Raw genomic sequence first — 17507 nt, 5'->3', positions numbered from 1 at the left:
TCCTTTAGTTTTTAAACTCCAAAGTATTGATCAAATGGATCAAATCCACTTTGATATATTCAATAACCGGAGCCAAAGAATCATTTTTCATAGACGTATTGAAATAGAGCGCACCCCTTAAAAAATTGCTTGTCGAATCAGTCACAAAAAACTGAAACTGTGTCGGAACCTCGCCACTTAATTCCGCCACCACACCGGTATATCCCTTTGGAGTGAGCAAAACTGATTCTTCTATGCCATAAGCTTTGATCTGATGCTTTGCCGTAAGATTGATCGCATCATTCATCACTGTCTTCAAGTCTTTCCCTTTTGTATCCAAAGGTAAATAGGTCAAGTGCACCTTTCCTCCCAAATCCTTGTAATTCAAGTTTATCCAGCTTTTCTCTGCCAAATTAAAAGAATCGGGTTCAACCGAGGCGTTTTTGGAATATTCAAAGGTATAAGGCTTTCCTTCCTCAAGCGAAATAAATCCCCTTTCCGGCAGATCAATTCTATTATATCCTTTTGGTTTAGGTAGAAAATCTCCTCCACATGAATATAGCAAGAAGAGAACAAGCGGTCCAAAGAAAATTCTTTTCATTCTTAACATGGCCCCAAAGTTATCAAATTGGTTTGATTTGAATCTTGGATAATGGATATTTATAGAAACTTTAAAAACACTAATTATGAAAAATGTGAAAAAAAATTTCGCAATTGTAATGGGTATGATGGCATTTTTATTTATTCAGACCATCTCCTATGCGCAAAACAACATGGCTGAGTTTGTGGCCAAGTGGGAAAACGGAAAGCAGTTTACCCTTGAAGTAGTGGATAAAATGCCGGATGATTTACTGGCATACAAGCCACATGAATCTGCCATGAGCTTTACTGATCAAATCGTCCATTTGTCAGCAGCAATGGCAGGAATGAGTCAAAGATTCCTGAACGGTGACAAGCCCAGTTTCGATTTGAGCGCCAAACCAACCTCTAAAGCTGACATCAAAGCATTCGTTGCCAATTGCTATGATTATGTGAAAGCCACAGCCTCAAAATTGTCCGATGCCCAAATGGGAGAATCGGTTGATGTCTTTGGCAACTCGGCCACAAGAAGACAGGCCTTGGCATTGATTGATGACCACACCACGCATCATAGAGGCGCTGCCATTTCTTACATCCGCTCAAATGGTATCGAGCCACCTAGGTTTAGGGCTATGTGAGAAAAATTTTAGATTTTAGAAGGTAGATTTTAGATTTACAAAAACCCGGACATATCTCAGATTTGCCGGGTTTTTTATATTCTAAAATCTGAAATCTAAAATCTAAATTCACCCTCTAACCCACTCCACTTTCTCCCCAACAGGTCTCCTTTTTCCCATTGGCCATCTGTCTGTGGCAGGTTTGGCTACATAGAAGAAACCCATCAGCATGTCCTCTTCTTCCAAACCAAACCAAGGCTTTGCTTCAGGCCAAAATGTTGGTCCGCCTGTTCCCCAATAGGCAGCCAAGCCATGCGCGGAAGCAGTAAGGTACATATTCTGAACAGCCATCGCCACTGCGGCTATTTCTTCCATAACAGGAAGATTGGCTTTCAGATCCCGCTTCATAATGATGGCAATTACATGCGAAGCTTTAAGTGGATTTTCTTTGAGTTTTTGGTAAGTAGGTTCGATAAAATTACCTGTTTTTGTACTTCTTTCTTTGTAAGTTTCAGCCTGAAAATCAGCGAATTTTTTCAACCCCTCCCCTGTAAAAACTTTGAAATTCCAGGGTTCTGTTAATTTGTGCGTTGGTGCCCAATTGGCATTTTCCAACATTTCCTGAATGATGACATCTTCAACAGGATCGTTTTCTTTGAACTGCGCTACGAACATGGATCTACGCCCACGGATGATTTTATTTACTTCTTCGATATTAAAATCAGGTTTTTCCATTTTGGTGATTTTTGATTGATTCTATAAGATTTCTAAATGCGAATTATGAAAAAATGGTTTCCTTTTTTATTCGGCAATGTTCAGTTTTTAGTGATCAGTCGGTAGTATCAGTTGGAAGTGTTCAGTTTTCAGTAGGAACACTATTTCATTGACCGGCACTACAAACTTAAAATATGTAATCCATTCTTGGTAGAAGAATTAAAATTGTAATTTCATACCCAAGATCGAATTGGTGTTTTATTTTTACTAAAATGAATTAGATGAAATGAGAAAACTTGCTAGCATTCAAAGGATCAAATCCCTGGAACCAATCGAAGGAGCAGATGCCATAGAAAAAGCTACTGTCTTGGGTTGGCAATTGGTGGTGAAAAAAGGGGAATATCAGGTGGGAGATTTGGCCGTTTATTGTGAAATAGACAGTTTGTTGCCTGACAGGCCTGAATTCGAATTTTTGAAACCTCGTGGGATGCGTATCAGGACAATCAGGTTAAGAGGACAGGTCTCACAGGGAATTTGTTTTCCACTGACCATTTTACCTGATCACATCACACCTGAGGAAGACTTGGATGTGACCGAAATCCTCGGAATCACCAAATATGAACCACCTATTCCAGCCTATCTCAGCGGAAAAGTAAAAGGTAAGTTTCCTTCCTTTATCCCAAAAACTGATGAGACCAGGGTACAGATCCTGCAAAAAGTCCTGGACAAGTACCAAGGCGTATCCTGCTATGTCAGCGAAAAACTTGATGGCAGTTCAGCTACCTATTTCGTAAAAGACAATGAATTTGGCGTTTGCAGCAGGAATATGGAACTGTATGAAGATGATGAGAACAGCTTTTGGAAGGTAGCCCGGGAATTGAATATAGAGGAAAAGTTAAGGAGTATCAAAAAAAACATTGCCATTCAGGGTGAGTTGATCGGTGAAGGCATTCAGGACAACAAGCTCCGACTTCGGGGACAAACAGTCCGGATTTTCAATGCATTTGATATTGACAGGTTTGAATATTTACCCTATCAGGAATTTTTGGATCTGATGGAAAAATTGGATCTGCCCATTGTGCCGATTATGGAAGCTGACTATAAACTTGAAAATGACATTGAGGCCATTGTCAAAAAAGCCACTGTCAAAAGTCTGATCTGCAAAGATGTATGGGCTGAAGGAATTGTCATCCGTCCACATTTGGAAAAAATGGATCTGCTACTGTCTATTGAAAGTTTCAACACGGGAAGAGTCAGCTTTAAAGCTATTAATCCTGAGTTTTTAATTAAGTATGGGGAGTGATTGTTGAAATCTGTCAAATAAAACTTAAGTCTCTTTCAAGCAAAAAAAAAATAAATTTTCCGAAGTGGTTTTGAAGAATGTTGAATTCTGACAACTTCAATCAAAATTCTTTGATAATTTCTTTCACTTCGTTATGACTCACTGATTTTCCTCCATCCAACTGTTCCAAGCCATTTTCAATTTTTTCGATCAATATCAATCGCTCAATCAACTCCTCCAAATCGAATTCTTGAGGGAGCTCGTTCACGGTGTCCAATACTTTTTGCTTTTTCATAATTGAAATTCTAGTCGAGTTTCATAAAAATAATAAATTCTATCTCCAATCAGTTCACCCCAATACATTTTTAAATCGGTTGAAGAAAAATTAGCTCTCAAAACCTACCTCCCCATAAAACCCCTGATATCCTCTACCAACTTCTCAAAATCCGGTCTATGATTGTACATCATATGTCCGCCTTCATAATAAAACATTTGCACCCTTTCCATCGGAATGTCATGCCGGGCAAAAGTATATTCAGCATCCAAAAAGGGAGTAATCAGATCATAATAGCCATTGGCGACCATAATCTTTAAGTCCTTGTTTCTCCTCATGGATTCCCCCAAACCTCGGGCGACATTCACATAGGATGGTTCCCAACCTGCCCCATCAGGTACCGGTTTCCAGTTCCACTTTCCATAAATCTTATTATTGGAAGTCAGGTAGGGCCTATCCATTTTTACTTTCAAAGTCCTCGCAAAATAATCCTGTAACGATGCGGTATAGGCTGCATCTATCGCATAACTCGATGCATCCCCCAAAGTCGGCCTATCTGCGGCCTGATCTCCTTCTACTCCCAAATACCTACTGTCTAAGGTCCCAATGGTTTTACCTTCTTTTCTTAACAGTTCTTTTTTAAATCTAGAGGTCAGAATGCGATTATCAGACAAAAGTACATATTGAGAATCCAGACCCAGAAAATAGGCGATTTTTTCTGCGATCTTCTTCTTTTCCTCTGTGGATAACTGATTCCCTTTATACAAAGCGGCCAAATAATCATTGTAAGCAAACTCCCTCGCTTCCTGCACAAAATCCTTTAAATCTTTGCCCTGTCCGGCTTTACCATGGTACCAAGCAGTAGCTGCCATGGTTGGAAAGTAGGTGAAATAGGAAGCGATGTTGTCATGCGCTGAAGTCGAGCCTTGGTAATCCAAAGCCTGTGAAATCAATATCAATCCGTTCAAAGCCATGGTTTGTCCACCGCCTTCCAATGCAGCGGTAACTGCCCCCGCCCTCGTGGTACCAAAGCTTTCTCCAGCAATATATTTGGGTGATTGCCAGCGCTGATGTTGAGTTATCCACATTCTCATAAATTGGGCAATGGAGTTGGCATCTTCTTTTAAACCCCAAAAATCTTCAACTTTACCCTTACCAATTACTTGACTATAACCTGTCCCAACGGGGTCTATAAAGACCAAATCCGTGATGTCCAACAAGGCCAAATCATTGTTGATAACTTTATAAGGGGCACCACCATCGTCTTCTTTCGCATCTGAATCTACCTGAACCACTCTTGGGCCAAAAACTCCCATATGCAACCAAACCGAGGCGGAACCCGGGCCACCATTGAATATAAAAGTTACCGGCCTTTTGAAAGCATCGGGTTCTTCTTTGATATAGGCTGTGGACCAAATGGCGGCAGTTGGTTCACCATCGCTGTTTTTCAGATAAGTCTCCCCTGCAATCGCTTTATAGCTGATACTTTTCCCATGAAAGGTCCCCTGATGGCTAGTTTCAAAAACCACAGGATCCGGGATCGGTTTTTCACTTTCCTGAGCAAAAACCGAAGTATAACAAACGAACAGTATTAGGCTAAAACAGATTGATTTCATGATGCTTATTTTTTACAACTTAAATTTAAACTTAACAAACATGGTCCTTTAAAATTATTCCATCGTGCTTGAATCACAAGAAATTTTTGGAACCACAAAAGAAAGAAAAGTGAACAAAAGAAATTGATAAACTTTTGTCTTCTTTTGCCACTTTTGAGGTTCTTAAATCAATTCCGAAAATGGTCCAATTTCTTTTGGATTTATAATTAATGTTGATTTCCGACAGTTACAATACCTCCGCTTCTGCTTCAATCTCCACCAAATACCCCTCACCTACCAATTTTGCCTCAACCAATGTATTAGCAGGTTGAATATGGGCAAAGCGCTGTCCGTGGGCACGGGCAACAGGTTCCCAATCCTTGATGTTGTTAACAAATATCCTCGTCCGAATGACATCCTCCATTTTACCTCCCAAAGAAATAATAGCTGCCTCGATCTTATCGAACACAAAATGGGCTTGAGCAGCTGCATCTGTTCCTCCGATCATTTTGGAACCATGAGTTGCGGTGGTCCCCGATACAGAAATCCTGTTTCCTCTTCTTGTTGCACGGCTGTAACCGGCCATACCTTCCCAAACCGTCCCGCTGAATACTTGTAAACTTCCATGAGCTCCATTCTTAACCTTATATGGTTTGGGAAGCTCTTCCAGGTGATGACTAAGGTCCCCCGATGCAGTCAAAAAAGGAGGCTTCCGGTATTCATCGCCACAGTCACCTGGAACAGGAAATAATTGGGATTGTGCATTGTGGATAACTGACTTATCCACATCGTCCAATTCAAATGAAAACAATTGCTTAGTGTCCTCAATATGAATACTTTGACCCAATCTTGCTCCGATAATTACACCCCCAACATAATCTTGTTCCATGATGTACTTGGTAGCCACATTGGCAATAGAGACTTGATGCTTTTTTGCCACTTTATCCACATTTTCCAGCAGGTGCTGAAACATTTCCCAACCTCTGGCTACATCTATAAATCTTTTGTATTTCATCTGTGACCAAGTAGCGCCACTTTCAATAGAAGGTTCTGCTTTTCCCAACCATTTGTCTGATAAGAACCCGCCTGCCAAAGTCCCAAAAGCCAAAATCTTCACCCCATATTCTTTACAGACTTGGGCCATTTCCCCTGAAGCCCTTTGGTCAATCAAAGAATGACAGACTTGATTGGAAACCACAGGAATGCCACTGGCACATACTACTCTGAGATGTGCAGCATCAAAATTCGTCAGCCCAATATGCTTGATAAGCCCTTCTTCTTTCAATTCGGCAAGCCAAAAAAGCTGATCCAACCAAGTGGCATCCGGATAAGACCAAGCATGAAACTGCAACAAATCAATTTTTTCAACCTTTAGTCTATCCAAGGATAATTGAATGGCCTCCCGGGTTGCTTCTTTGCTTGATTTTCCTGGTTTCGGTACCCATTTGGTCAGGAGCTGTGCTTTTTTGCCTAAAGGATGACGGTTAAAAAATGTGCCTGCTATAATTTCCGCCGATCCATAATGGTCTGCCATATCAAAAGTAGTCAATCCGGCTTCCACATATGGCGCCATTTCCAACGATGTGATATTCGGATCAAGCATGTTCCCGTCTTTCTCCATATCCGCAATCTGCCAAAGTCCGGTCAGTACTTTTGAGATTCTAAGGTCTAGGGCTAGTTCAGTGTATAAATTAGTCATAGGTAGTTTTTAAATTTCGCATTTATAGAAAGGAAATGTCATCAAGAAAGGTAGCAGACCTCTCCTGAAGTCGAGGTGACAAGGCAAAGTTTTTTATAGACTAGAATGTTTTTTGTAGTTCAAAAGCATCCATTTATAAATTCGTCATAGGTGTTTTATCAAGGCAATCTGGAAAAAAGCGATTTGACATCAATCCCCTTTTTCTTCATTTGGGTAAATTTAAAATAGAATATCATGGATGCAATAGCCATGACGATCAACCAAATCGGCGTGGAGTGAAAATACCAAGCGGCTGCTTCGGTATTCAGGTCTTTCCAAGTGTGGATAACTAGAAAAAAGGTTAAAACAAATGTTCCAAGCCACCCAATAGCTTTTCTCAATGACTGATTTTTCACCAAAGTGATTTTGCTGGATAGGCTTGGGTTGATTTTATCTATGCTCAGCAAAGTTATGCACATTAGGAGAAAATTGACCATCATAGAAGTTACCATGATGTCAATTCCCAAAAAGAAATCACCGGCAAAATGACTGCCCAAAATCCCCACACTTGCCATGGCCCCACTCAGTATAATTGCCGAATATGGTGTGTGAAAAGAAGGGTGGATTTTTGTAATTGTTTTTGGGAAAATGCCATCTTCGGCCCAGGCAAACATCAATCTTGAAACCGAAAGCAACATGGCAGGCAAATCGTTGATCAATGCGATGGCTGCTCCTGCAACAATGGCAACAGTCAAACCCGGAGGAAGCAAATAACTCATCATCCCCGGAGCGGTGATGTCTTTTTTAAGTGATTCTTCTGCTATAAAATTCCAAGGAACTGCCTGGTAAACAGCCCCTGTAAACAACATATAATATCCGCCCACTATCAAGATAGTCAATCCTATAGCTAAGGGAATTTTCTTTGTCGGGTTCTTTGCCTCTCCACCAGCTTGGGCAATACTGTCAAAACCAATGAAACTTGCAAAAAGAATAGCTGAAGCTGAAAGGAAGTTGGAAAGTTGGAAGTCGGAAGTTGGAAAGTTGGAAACAATAGAGCCTTCTCTTTCCAATATGGCTGAAAAGAAATCTTCATGCGTAAAACTGAATCCTGCTACAATCACTATCCCACCAAGCAAAAACATCAGGATCATCAAAGGAATGACCGTCTTTTCATACAATTTTGCTCCCCTGATATTGACATAAACAAAAATCCAAACCAGCAATAGCGCAAGACTTACCCGCACAAGGCCTGAATCCAAGATGATGGCAAGGCCTTCAAAAGATAGTGCTGTTGCAATGTCCCTGAAAAACGGAATCGTTACATAAGCCACCACCCCTATGACAATGGACAAACCAAACCATTGGGAAAAACTGGCCACAAAACCCAAATAGGGGTTTAATCCCCTACTGGCATAAATGTAGCTTCCACCAGCCCGAGGCATTGCGGTGGCTAAGATTGCATAAGCCATCGCGGCCAACAAAGCCGGAATGGCAGCAAAAATAAACGCATACAAAACATAGGGACCAATTCCGGGAACATGTCTTTGGATCATAAAAGGGACCACATTGATCGATGCCCCCAACATGGAACAGACCCCTGTAGCTACCAAGCCCATCAATCCCAATTGTCGGGTAAGTGCGGGGTTGCTCATGGAAATAAGAATATATGCATCACTACAAAATCGAAAACAAACACTAGTTAAAAGCAAATTAAGCTTTTCTTGAGCGAATCTTAAGACTATAAATTGAATTTTGTAGCATCACCCTACAGAATATTTTCCAAGATGTAGGCAATCACCTTTTTGATGCTTTCATTTCTTCTATCCTATGTTTTTTTTTGCATAGAGGTTTGGAAATTTTTTCAGCGGAAGAAATGAAGGAAGGTTTAGAGAAATATCCCTTGTGGTGAATACGAGAGAAAAAGGATTGAAATTTTGACCTCCCTATTCTAGAAGCAGACACTTTAATAAAACATCTCTAAAGGCTTTTATTGAGACAAGGTTTCTGTCTCGAATGTCCAGTCCTTTTCCGTTTTGTATTTTTTGTGAAAATTTGGCGATTTAATTCCCGCATAAATCATTCCTGCAGCAGGTATAAACAAAAAAAAGCCGGCTGGATTACCAAAAACACCGATAATTGCCCCAAAACCTGCCGTAATTGCTCCACCATAGACAAGCAAGCCGGTGGTAAGCGTAGAAGTTAAAAGCGTATTGCGCTTCAAATATTGAATATCGGCTATATCGAGCGTTTTATTATCAATGATAAGCGTATTATTTGAAATGCTAAATCGGCCGGAATACTTTTCCCCGTCAGTTGTTTCCACCAGTATTCTCTTATTTTCTTTAATGAGAAACTCCTTTTGGGTAGTCTGATTTGTTATTCTAATGGCTTGTTGGTCTTGGGCAGATAGACTATGGACAAAAAATAAGCAAAGCATTAAAACAGTTAATTTTTTCATCATTGTGGTTATATAATCCGACGCAATATAATCCTGCAATAGGCAAACCGAACACCTACCGTATTATCTTTATGTTAAAGATTAAATTCGCCTCTACATTACCTGACCCATGAAAAATGGTAGTGTTTAAACGGTCTTGGAAAATCCAATCTTCTCTTTTTTCCAAATGGTTACACAAATTGCTTCGAATTGGGAGATAGAATTTTAATGGGTTGAACTTGTTAAAATTGGGATTTCAATTCCCGGATCAAAATAGGGCAGAGTTGGAAACTCCACCCATTCAAACGCATTTTTTACACCCAGACGGGGGATAGAAGTTTAGAATTTTTTTAGCGGAAGAAAGGAATCAAGAATAATAAAATTATTCACTACCGAGAGCTCCAGAGAAAATGGAAAAAAACACAAAATCATTAATTACTTTTATAATATACATTATAAACATATATTTTTATTTATGTGATTTTTCTGAGAATTTTGATCGAACCAAATCAAAACCTTCATATGAAAAAAATCACAGTAGCCAAAGGCGATGGAATTGGACCTGAAATAATGGATGCCACCCTGGAAATTATCTTAGCAGCAGGGGCCAAAATTGAAATTGAAGAGATCGAGGTAGGAGAGAAAGTTTACCTGTCGGGCAATACCTCGGGAATAGCAAATTCCTCATGGGATATCATCAGGAGAAACAAGATTTTTTTGAAGGCTCCGATTACCACGCCTCAAGGTGGCGGATATAAAAGTCTGAATGTCACTACAAGAAAATTTTTGGGACTCTATTCCAATGTAAGACCTTGCAGAAGTTTGCATCCTTTTGTGTCTACCAAGCACCCTGTCATGGATGTGGTGATCGTCAGGGAAAATGAGGAAGACCTGTATGCAGGGATCGAGCATCAGCAAACAGATGAGGTAATACAGTGCCTCAAACTCATCAGTCGTCCGGGTTGTGAAAAAATTGTAAGGTATGCCTTTGAATATGCCAAACAACAGAACAGGAAAAAAGTGACCTGCTTCACCAAAGACAATATCATGAAGCAGACTGATGGGCTTTTTCATAAAGTTTTTGATGAAATCGCTAAAGAATATCCTGAAATAGAAAACGAACATTGGATCATTGATATCGGTGCGGCCAAGTTGGCGGATAGCCCGGAAGCATTTGACGTATTGGTCATGCCCAACCTCTATGGGGATGTTTTGTCTGATGTAGCAGCACAGATCACAGGTTCGGTAGGATTGGCAGGATCGGCAAATATCGGAGAGGAATGTGCCATGTTTGAAGCGATTCATGGTTCAGCCCCGCGCAGGGCCGGCCAAAACATTGCAAATCCCTCGGGACTTCTTCAAGGGGCTATTATGATGCTAAACCATATAGGGCAGTCAGATGTAGCCGAAAAAGTACAAAATGCCTGGCTCAAAACCATAGAGGACGGAATCCATACCTATGATGTTTTTAAAGAAGGAGTAAGCAAAGAGAAAGTTGGAACCAAGGAATTTGCTGCGGCAGTGATTGACAGATTGGGTCAGAAACCAGAGGTTTTTCCGGCAGTTCACTATGACAAAAACATTCCCATGGTCTTACCAAAGTACAAGAAAAAACAACCGGCCAAAAAAGAATTGGTAGGAGTTGATGTATTTGTCCACTAGAATGGGACGAGTGCGGAAGAGATTGCAGGCATTGTCCAGAAAATGAATTTCTCAGACATCAAACTCTCCATGATTACCAATAGGGGAATCAAAGTTTGGCCGGAAGGATTTGAAGAAACATTCTGCACAGACCATTGGAGATGTAGATTCAAACCAAAAGAGGGTGGATCTTTTTCCAAAGCCGATATTATCGAGCTATTGACAAGGGCTTCCCAATTAGACATCGATGTCATCAAAACAGAAAACCTATATTTCTTTGACGGCGTACAAGGTTTCTCTTTGGGGCAAGGTCAATAATCAAATCTCATAAACCATAATTGCAACCTACTATAAGAGGGTGGAAAGCATCCACCTCTTTTAGTAGGTTGAAAAACCATTCCACTCAGATAGCCTTACACTTTTTAATTGAATAAACCTGGTAGCTGAAGCGAGTGGTTTTTATGATTTTTTTAAGTGCTTTGAAATAATAGTACCACATCTTAAAAAAAATAACTGTTGGACATTCAACATATATGACTTTTTCAATCCAAATTAATTCCTTATTTTTCGAACTGTTTTATTTAGCAAAAATGAGTTTGGTTGACGGATTTGCTCCGTTTGACATCAATCTGTCCCTATGAAAGTATCAGCAGAACAGCCATTTGAGATTATCTATTCTTTATTCAGCCATGAATTCCTGGGATTGCTTTTTGAATCCTTTGTAGTACAGTTGGATGAAAAAGGAAGGCTGTCCTATGCCCATCAAAATATTTCCCATGTAAACGCCCCTGAGTTCGCCTCCGGTTTGGATGAAACCGATTTCCAGCTGATCCGATGGATGGATGAAATGCAGCAGGATGCAGTAGTCAAAAAATTTAATATCAAAAAACTCAAACCAAAAGAATACCTCCGGAAAATCTATGATGAAAATACGGGAAACAAAGAATTCCAGCAGTTAATTGAATTGAAACTAGAGGCCCTCCGTGCCAAAATTCTCGATAAAATGAGTGGGAAACGTTTTTTCGAAATGGGGAATGATGGAAATCCCATTTGGAGGGAAATCGAAATCATGCCTGAAAAAGCATCCGTTCTATTTCATTTTAGAAGAAATGAAGAAAATACCCATTATTTCCCTACCATCAAATATCAGGGAGAACGATTAGAATGGCAGTATAAAAACGGTTTTTTGATCTGCCACGAACCTGCATGGCTTGTTGTGAATTATCAATTGTACAGCTTTGAAAAAGGAGTCGATGGAAAAAAACTAAAGCCTTTTCTAAACAAAAAATTCATCGTCATTCCTCGGAAAGTGGAAAAACAATACTATGAAAAATTTGTAACCCAATTGGTTTCTTCTTTTGATGTATATGCGAAAGGCTTTGACATCAAAGTGGAAAGATCAAAACCAAATCCTGTACTCAGTCTGAGTGACCTTCCGTCCAATCCCAAAGTAGATCTGTTTGGTAATAACCTCGAAAATGAAGAGGAAGAAGATAAGATAGTATTTGATCTTCAGTTCCAATACGGGGAATATGCCTTTAGGGCAGAGGATAAAACTGCCAACAATGTAGAATTGGAACAAATTGAAGACAATTATATTTTTCACAAAGTAATTCGAGACCTTGATAAAGAAAAATCTTACGGAGATTATTTGAAAGATATGGGTTTGCCTGTGAGAACAGCACGGTATTCCTTAGCCAAATCAAAAGCGTTCGATTGGATAAATACCCATAAAGAATCAATGGAAAATATGGGTATCCGAATACAGCAGGGGACCAATATGAAGGGCAAACGATACTTTATAGGACGTGCGCACATTTCGGTAGAGGTTAAGGAAAACATTGACTGGTTTGATGTACATGCAATCATTCAGTTTGGACCTTATAAGATCCCGTTCCAAAAAATCAGAAAAATGTTGCTTTTGGGTAAAACCGAATTTGAATTGCCCAACGGTGAAATCGCCGTAATTCCGGATTCATGGTTTGTCAATTACTCTGAGATTTTTGCATTTTTGGAAGATCAGGAAAAAGAAAATGAAGAACATGTCCTGGTACTCAAAAAGCACCATATTGCTTTGGCACAAGAACTTCAAAACGGAAACCTTGTCCAACTGACCCTTAGTAGAAAACTGGAAAAACTCAGGGATTTTTCAAGTATTGAAGATTATGAATTGCCAGTTACTTTCAAGGGCACTCTTCGACCTTATCAAAAAGCAGGTTATAATTGGTTGAGATTTTTGAGTGAATACCGGTTTGGGGGATGTCTCGCTGATGATATGGGATTGGGGAAAACTGTTCAGACCTTGGCATTATTGGCTCATGAAAAAGAGACAAATCCAGAAGCCACTTCGCTATTGGTCATGCCTACTTCCCTTATCTACAACTGGGAATTGGAAGCCAGAAAATTCACTCCAAAACTTAAAATCCTAACCTATACCGGAACACAGAGGCTTAAAGACAATACACAATTTGCCAAATATGATCTTGTTTTGAGCTCCTATGGCATTACAAGAATGGATGTGGATATCTTAAAAGATTTCTATTTCAATTATATTATATTAGATGAATCCCAAGCCATTAAAAACCCGGGAAGCATCATTGCGAAAGCCGTGAATGAACTCAATTGCCGTCATCGTCTGATTTTGACAGGTACACCTGTTGAAAACGGAACCATGGATTTGTGGTCACAGATGAATTTCATCAACCGGGGGCTATTGGGAAATCAGAACATGTTTAAAAAACAGTTCTTACTACCTATAGAAAAAAAGAATGATATGGACAAAGCCATTAAGCTGAATGCCATGATCAAGCCCTTCATTCTGCGAAGGTTAAAGTCCCAAGTTGCAACTGACCTTCCTGAAAAAGTAGTCAATATCAAATACTCAACCATGACCTCTGATCAGGAAAAGGCCTATGAAGAGGTGAAAGGTTATTACAGAGAGAAAATAGTAAAAGATTTGGGTGTTCCCGGGATGAAAAATCAGCAGTTTATGCTGTTAAGAGGACTGACCCAATTGCGACAAATTGCCAATCACCCCAAGTTGACTGACAAGGAATATGAAGGAGATTCAGGCAAGCTCGAAGATGTTATCCACATGTTGCATGCCACTGCAAGTGAAGGACACAAGGTATTGGTCTTCAGTCAATTTGTCCGTCATTTGGCTATTGTAAAAGAATATCTCGATCAGGAAAACATGAAATATGCTTATCTTGACGGGACCACCAAAGACAGACAAAAGCAGGTCACTACTTTTCAGGAAAATGATGAAGTAAAGATTTTCCTGATTTCCCTAAAAGCAGGCGGTGTTGGCCTCAATCTGACCAAAGCCGAATATGTCTTTTTGCTGGATCCTTGGTGGAATCCTGCCGTGGAAGCCCAAGCCATAGACAGGGCCCACCGAATCGGTCAGGAAAACAAAGTCATCATCTATAAATTCATCACCAAGGATACTGTTGAAGAAAAAATCATGGCACTTCAGCAAAGAAAAATGGCCTTGGCCGGAGAGCTCATCAGTACCGAGGAAAGCTTTATGAAGACCTTGGACAAAGAAGATATAGAAGCATTGTTAACCTAATATTTTTAAAAAATGAAAAAAGCAATTTTGATGATCCGTTGCAAGGATCAAAAAGGTATTGTGGCAGCAGTATCGGAATTCCTATTTTCTTATCATGGCAATATTTTGGAAATTGACCAGCATGTGGATGAGGAAATCGGGATGTTTTTTATGAGGGCTGCATGGGAATTGGACAGCTTTGCCCTAAAGAAAGAGGAAATAGAACCTATTTTCGAGGCTAAAGTAGCCAAGATGTTTGAAATGGAATTTGAACTCTATTTCAATTTCAGAAAACCAAGGATGGCCATCATGGTTTCCAAGTTGTCCCATTGTCTGATCGATATTTTGAGCAAATTCTATTCTGCACAGTTTGAGGTCGAGATACCTTTGGTCATTTCAAATCATCCTGACCATAAGAAAGTCGTAGAGGCATTTGGTATTCCATTTTATTACCTTCCCATGGACAAGTCCAATAAAGATCTGGTTGAAGAGAGACAATTGGAATTGCTCAATGAATTCAGGGTAGATTTTGTGGTATTGGCCCGATACATGCAGATTCTCAGTGGTGATTTTATCCGTAATTATCCCAACAAAATCATCAATATCCATCACTCTTTCCTTCCCGCCTTTGTAGGTGCTAAACCCTATCATGCCGCCTATGAAAGAGGTGTCAAAATCATAGGGGCCACTGCCCATTATGTCACAGAAGAATTGGATGCAGGACCTATCATTGAACAGGATATCGCCAGAGTACGGCACCATAACTTACCTTCGGATTTGGTCCAAATAGGTCAGGATGTGGAAAAAGTGGTATTGTCAAAAGCCATCAAATACCATCTGGAAAGGAAGGTGCTGGCTTATGGAAACAAAACTGTGATATTTTATTGATTCATCCCAATGATCAGCTAAATATCCAGAATCGCCTTCAGCCTCCACAACAGCTCTTCCGATTGATCCGCTCCGATTTTGCCAAGGCGCTGAAGCAACCGTTGATTATCCAAAGCCCGGATTTGGTCGATTAATACTTCCGAATCCTGTTCCAGTCCTGTTCCGACGGTATCGAGTTTCACCCGCAGCACATTCTTTTCTTCCGAAAGCTGACTTGTGATGGGGCAGGCGAGCGTTGAGGGATGCCCGACCTTGTTCAGTAGATCTGATTGGATGATAACAACAGGTCGGATTTTTCCAGGTTCAGTTCCTTTTGAAGGATTTAGGTTGGCAAGCCAAATGTCAAATTGCGCCTTCATCGATCAACTTATCCATTTCCTTATTGACCAACATCGATGAGTTTTTGACCATCTTTGATGCGATTGCAAAGTCCTTCGCAAGTTTTTTGCGTTTTTGGACTCGGTTGTAAAACCTTAGCGCCTCATTGATATACCTATTTCGCGGAATCCCATTTTCCGACACAATCTTTTCGGTCTCCTCGAAGATCCCTTCATCCAATTTTAGTGAAAGTGTTTTCATATTACTGTTCGTATTACCAAAAGTATATACCAATATACGTGAAAAAAGTTTAATTGGGACAAGCTTTCTATACTGGTGTTTCGCTTTTAGATGTAGAATAGTGGTGCGGTGTTGACTGCATAAATTATAATATTCAATGAATCCCAACTTGTATATACAAGTTGGGATTCTTATTTTTGGTAATGGAAACCTTCAAATACAGGGAATTACAACAGCTGCTCAAATCACAGATCATCCAAGGCGTTTATAAGGAAGGGGATTTACTTCCATCTGAAAATGTGCTATCGTCCGAACATGACATGACCAGGGCCACCGTCAGACAGGCGCTTCAAAAAATGGAAGATGATGGCTATATCATCAAAAGAAAGGGCAAAGGCAGCATTGTTAATCTTAAGAAAAAACGTTTGGGGCTTTTGTCCTTCAAAGGTTTTTCTGAGGTAATCAGCCATACGGATGACAAAGTCAACAATCAGATTTTGGAAGGGCCTGTTCTTCAAAATTGGTCGGATGATTTTTTCTATACCCTTTCAGAAGCAGAATCGAAAGTCGGTTGCTATTTCCTGCATCGGCTTAGACTGATCAATCAATCACCCATTATGTTGGAGTATACCTATATACCGAATATGAACCTTCCAAAATTTGCAGAAGCGAAACTTGTCAATGATTCTTTGTTCACTACTCTTGCTTTGAATTTTGATATCGAAATCATTTCAATGGATCAGGAAGTAAGGGCAGTCAAGGCTGACGAAGAATTGGCAGCTTTTCTCGAAACCGAGATAGGAGAACCCATCCTTCATACTTACCGAAAATATGGGACTTCACGAAAGGATTTTTTTATTTACAGTTCCTTGTTTTTCAATACCGATTCCTATGTTATCGGGAGTTATTTTCAATAGAAATATTCAAAAATTTAATAATCGAAATTATGCTAAAAGAAGTCAAAGAGCTCGCCAAAATGATTGATCATAGCCTCTTGCATCCCACAATGACAGACAAAGACCTGAAAGAAGGATGTGAATTGGCTAAACATTATGATGTAGCATCAGTCTGCATCAAACCCTATGCCGTCAAGGATGCCATCAAGTGGTTGAAAGGTTCGGATGTGATGGTGTGCACCGTGATTGGATTTCCCCATGGCAATAGCAGTACAGAAGTAAAAGTCTACGAAACCGAAAAGGCTTGTCAAGAAGGTGCTGTAGAAATCGATATGGTGGTCAACATAGGGAAAGTCTTACAAGAGGATTGGGATTATGTAAGCAAGGAAATTGAAGCCATAGTAGCAATTACCAAAAAACATAAAGCAGCCTTAAAGGTGATTTTTGAGAATGACTACTTGACCGAAGACAAACACAAAATCAAACTCTGTGAAATCTGTAGCGCGGCCAAAGTAGAGTTTGTCAAGACCTCCACAGGTTACGGTTTTATCAAAGGAAGCGATGGTAAATACAGTTATGAAGGAGCTACCGAACATGACTTGAAATTGATGCGAAAACACAGCGCTCCGGAAGTACAGATCAAAGCTGCCGGTGGGGTAAGGACTTTGGAGGATTTGCTCAAAGTAAAATCCTGGGGAGTCACTAGAATCGGGGCAACCGCTACTGCTACGATTCTGGAAGATGCCAAAAAGAAATATGGCGGAGAATCCGGTGATAAGCCTGAATTCAAAGAAAGTGTAGGCTATTAATCGATTT

General features: G+C 40.0%; 15 protein-coding genes and 1 pseudogene. 7 read left to right on the top strand and 9 right to left on the bottom strand.

The genetic code is table 11. From position 1 onward, the window contains the following. Nucleotides 1-4: 4 nt before the first annotated feature. Nucleotides 5-580, bottom strand: coding sequence for a gliding motility lipoprotein GldD (gene gldD, locus HMJ38_RS06320; RefSeq protein ID WP_228779921.1), 576 nt, complete (start codon nt 578-580; stop codon nt 5-7). 85 nt (nt 581-665) lie between these two features. Between gldD and HMJ38_RS06315 the strand changes: the two genes are divergently transcribed. Continuing rightward, a complete protein-coding gene (locus HMJ38_RS06315; RefSeq protein WP_194973529.1) occupies nt 666-1196 on the top strand; it encodes a DinB family protein in 531 nt (176 codons plus the stop codon). A 108-nt stretch (nt 1197-1304) separates the two neighbouring features. On the opposite strand, the gene HMJ38_RS06310 is transcribed toward HMJ38_RS06315, so the two are convergent. Then, entirely contained in the window at nt 1305-1910 is a 606-nt protein-coding gene (locus HMJ38_RS06310) for a nitroreductase family protein (protein WP_194973528.1), read from the bottom strand. A 265-nt stretch (nt 1911-2175) separates the two neighbouring features. Between HMJ38_RS06310 and HMJ38_RS06305 the strand changes: the two genes are divergently transcribed. Then, nucleotides 2176-3192, top strand: a complete 1017-nt coding sequence (locus HMJ38_RS06305; RefSeq protein WP_194973527.1) for an RNA ligase (ATP) — start codon at nt 2176-2178, stop codon at nt 3190-3192. A gap of 100 nt (nt 3193-3292) precedes the next feature. Here HMJ38_RS06305 and HMJ38_RS06300 read toward each other — a convergent pair whose 3' ends face one another. The 5 genes from HMJ38_RS06300 to HMJ38_RS06280 form a co-directional block, all read right to left on the bottom strand. Then, nucleotides 3293-3466, bottom strand: a complete 174-nt coding sequence (locus HMJ38_RS06300) for a hypothetical protein (RefSeq protein WP_194973526.1) — start codon at nt 3464-3466, stop codon at nt 3293-3295. Nucleotides 3467-3570: 104 nt separating this feature from the next. Next, the gene (locus HMJ38_RS06295) at nt 3571-5061 is read right to left on the bottom strand and encodes a S10 family peptidase (protein WP_194973525.1); all 1491 of its coding nucleotides are present in this window, start codon (nt 5059-5061) and stop codon (nt 3571-3573) included. A 226-nt stretch (nt 5062-5287) separates the two neighbouring features. Then, on the bottom strand, nt 5288-6739 hold the full coding sequence (locus HMJ38_RS06290; protein WP_194973524.1) for an aldo/keto reductase: 1452 nt from the start codon (nt 6737-6739) through the stop codon (nt 5288-5290). 158 nt (nt 6740-6897) lie between these two features. Further along, complete coding sequence (locus HMJ38_RS06285; RefSeq protein ID WP_194973523.1) at nt 6898-8370, bottom strand: APC family permease; 1473 nt, start codon at nt 8368-8370, stop codon at nt 6898-6900. Between the two features lie 335 nt (nt 8371-8705). Beyond that, nucleotides 8706-9179, bottom strand: coding sequence for a hypothetical protein (locus tag HMJ38_RS06280; protein ID WP_194973522.1), 474 nt, complete (start codon nt 9177-9179; stop codon nt 8706-8708). 498 nt (nt 9180-9677) lie between these two features. On the opposite strand from HMJ38_RS06280, the pseudogene HMJ38_RS06275 reads away from it, so the two are divergent. The 3 genes and pseudogenes from HMJ38_RS06275 (at nt 9678) to purU (ending at nt 15237) form a co-directional block, all read left to right on the top strand. Then, nucleotides 9678-11114 (top strand): annotated as a pseudogene (locus HMJ38_RS06275) (NADP-dependent isocitrate dehydrogenase). A 319-nt stretch (nt 11115-11433) separates the two neighbouring features. Beyond that, nucleotides 11434-14370 carry a DEAD/DEAH box helicase gene (locus HMJ38_RS06270; RefSeq protein WP_194973521.1) on the top strand — a complete coding sequence of 979 codons (2937 nt, stop codon included), beginning with the start codon at nt 11434-11436 and terminating at the stop codon, nt 14368-14370. Nucleotides 14371-14382: 12 nt separating this feature from the next. Beyond that, on the top strand, nt 14383-15237 hold the full coding sequence (gene purU / locus HMJ38_RS06265) for a formyltetrahydrofolate deformylase (protein ID WP_194973520.1): 855 nt from the start codon (nt 14383-14385) through the stop codon (nt 15235-15237). Between the two features lie 17 nt (nt 15238-15254). On the opposite strand, the gene HMJ38_RS06260 is transcribed toward purU, so the two are convergent. Both HMJ38_RS06260 and HMJ38_RS06255 read right to left on the bottom strand, forming a co-directional pair. Next, a complete protein-coding gene (locus HMJ38_RS06260; protein WP_194973519.1) occupies nt 15255-15596 on the bottom strand; it encodes a type II toxin-antitoxin system PemK/MazF family toxin in 342 nt (113 codons plus the stop codon). Further along, nucleotides 15580-15816, bottom strand: coding sequence for a hypothetical protein (locus tag HMJ38_RS06255; protein WP_194973518.1), 237 nt, complete (start codon nt 15814-15816; stop codon nt 15580-15582). Before HMJ38_RS06255 ends, HMJ38_RS06260 begins: the two co-directional genes overlap by 17 nt. 182 nt (nt 15817-15998) lie before the next feature. Here HMJ38_RS06255 and HMJ38_RS06250 point away from each other — a divergent pair, with 182 nt between their 5' ends. Together HMJ38_RS06250 and deoC are read left to right on the top strand one after the other, a co-directional pair. Then, entirely contained in the window at nt 15999-16712 is a 714-nt protein-coding gene (locus tag HMJ38_RS06250) for a GntR family transcriptional regulator (protein WP_194973517.1), read from the top strand. Between the two features lie 29 nt (nt 16713-16741). Further along, nucleotides 16742-17500, top strand: a complete 759-nt coding sequence (gene deoC, locus HMJ38_RS06245) for a deoxyribose-phosphate aldolase (RefSeq protein ID WP_194973516.1) — start codon at nt 16742-16744, stop codon at nt 17498-17500. Nucleotides 17501-17507: the final 7 nt, after the last annotated feature.

The sequence above is a fragment of the Aquiflexum lacus genome, from assembly GCF_015476655.1.
GTDB classification, from domain to species: Bacteria; Bacteroidota; Bacteroidia; order Cytophagales; family Cyclobacteriaceae; genus Aquiflexum; species Aquiflexum lacus.
The sequence above is the reverse complement of the archived record's forward strand: the minus strand, read 5'-3'. Positions and strand labels throughout refer to the sequence as shown.

Bases quoted from the DNA above. Each gene is read 5' to 3' on its own strand.
- gldD (WP_228779921.1), bottom strand. From the start codon at position 580: ATGAAAAGAATTTTCTTTGGACCGCTTGTTCTCTTCTTGCTATATTCA.
- HMJ38_RS06315 (WP_194973529.1), top strand. From the start codon at position 666: ATGAAAAATGTGAAAAAAAATTTCGCAATTGTAATGGGTATGATGGCA.
- HMJ38_RS06310 (WP_194973528.1), bottom strand. From the start codon at position 1,910: ATGGAAAAACCTGATTTTAATATCGAAGAAGTAAATAAAATCATCCGT.
- HMJ38_RS06305 (WP_194973527.1), top strand. From the start codon at position 2,176: ATGAGAAAACTTGCTAGCATTCAAAGGATCAAATCCCTGGAACCAATC.
- HMJ38_RS06300 (WP_194973526.1), bottom strand. From the start codon at position 3,466: ATGAAAAAGCAAAAAGTATTGGACACCGTGAACGAGCTCCCTCAAGAA.
- HMJ38_RS06295 (WP_194973525.1), bottom strand. From the start codon at position 5,061: ATGAAATCAATCTGTTTTAGCCTAATACTGTTCGTTTGTTATACTTCG.
- HMJ38_RS06290 (WP_194973524.1), bottom strand. From the start codon at position 6,739: ATGACTAATTTATACACTGAACTAGCCCTAGACCTTAGAATCTCAAAA.
- HMJ38_RS06285 (WP_194973523.1), bottom strand. From the start codon at position 8,370: ATGAGCAACCCCGCACTTACCCGACAATTGGGATTGATGGGCTTGGTA.
- HMJ38_RS06280 (WP_194973522.1), bottom strand. From the start codon at position 9,179: ATGATGAAAAAATTAACTGTTTTAATGCTTTGCTTATTTTTTGTCCAT.
- HMJ38_RS06270 (WP_194973521.1), top strand. From the start codon at position 11,434: ATGAAAGTATCAGCAGAACAGCCATTTGAGATTATCTATTCTTTATTC.
- purU (WP_194973520.1), top strand. From the start codon at position 14,383: ATGAAAAAAGCAATTTTGATGATCCGTTGCAAGGATCAAAAAGGTATT.
- HMJ38_RS06260 (WP_194973519.1), bottom strand. From the start codon at position 15,596: ATGAAGGCGCAATTTGACATTTGGCTTGCCAACCTAAATCCTTCAAAA.
- HMJ38_RS06255 (WP_194973518.1), bottom strand. From the start codon at position 15,816: ATGAAAACACTTTCACTAAAATTGGATGAAGGGATCTTCGAGGAGACC.
- HMJ38_RS06250 (WP_194973517.1), top strand. From the start codon at position 15,999: ATGGAAACCTTCAAATACAGGGAATTACAACAGCTGCTCAAATCACAG.
- deoC (WP_194973516.1), top strand. From the start codon at position 16,742: ATGCTAAAAGAAGTCAAAGAGCTCGCCAAAATGATTGATCATAGCCTC.